Origin of the sequence: Serratia sp. ASV30, assembly GCF_016428815.1 — a bacterium.
Taxonomy (GTDB): Bacteria; Pseudomonadota; Gammaproteobacteria; order Enterobacterales; family Enterobacteriaceae; genus Chania; species Chania fonticola_C.
Window position 1 is genome coordinate 1 of sequence record NZ_JAELTL010000206.1, and the last position, 435, is coordinate 435.

General features: G+C 38.2%; 1 pseudogene. It reads right to left on the reverse strand.

Annotation, left to right across the window (positions count from 1 at the left end):
* Positions 1-435: pseudogene (locus JHD74_RS26105) on the reverse strand (IdsF); the annotation flags it as partial.

Below are 435 nucleotides of genomic sequence, written 5' to 3' on the forward strand. Positions count from 1 at the left end.
GGAGATGATACCTCCTGTCTCGTGGGCTCGGAGATGTGTATAAGAGACAGGTGTAGCTTTGACCCAGCTCCACTTTGGCAAACCATTTAGCATGAGTGTACTTTTAGCTTTATATAGCCCATAATCATCTTCGCTTGAAGTATAACCTTCAATAATTTTTGAGTTAAAAGCACCACCATTGTAATGAGTTGATTCATTAGCTGATATTTTACCTTTCTCATTAACACTTAATTTAATTCGCGCAATTTCAATGCTGGAGTCCTTGCTATCTTTGCTAACAATAACCTCACAAGAGGAGTCCTTATATAGAGTTTGAGGATCTTTCGGATTCCTAGGACCAGCTAATAATTCAATTTCATTAACTCCATCAGCTAGAAACGCAGTTAAATTGAACCCTGCTGACATAGTTCTTTGGTCTGCACTAAAACTATCAAC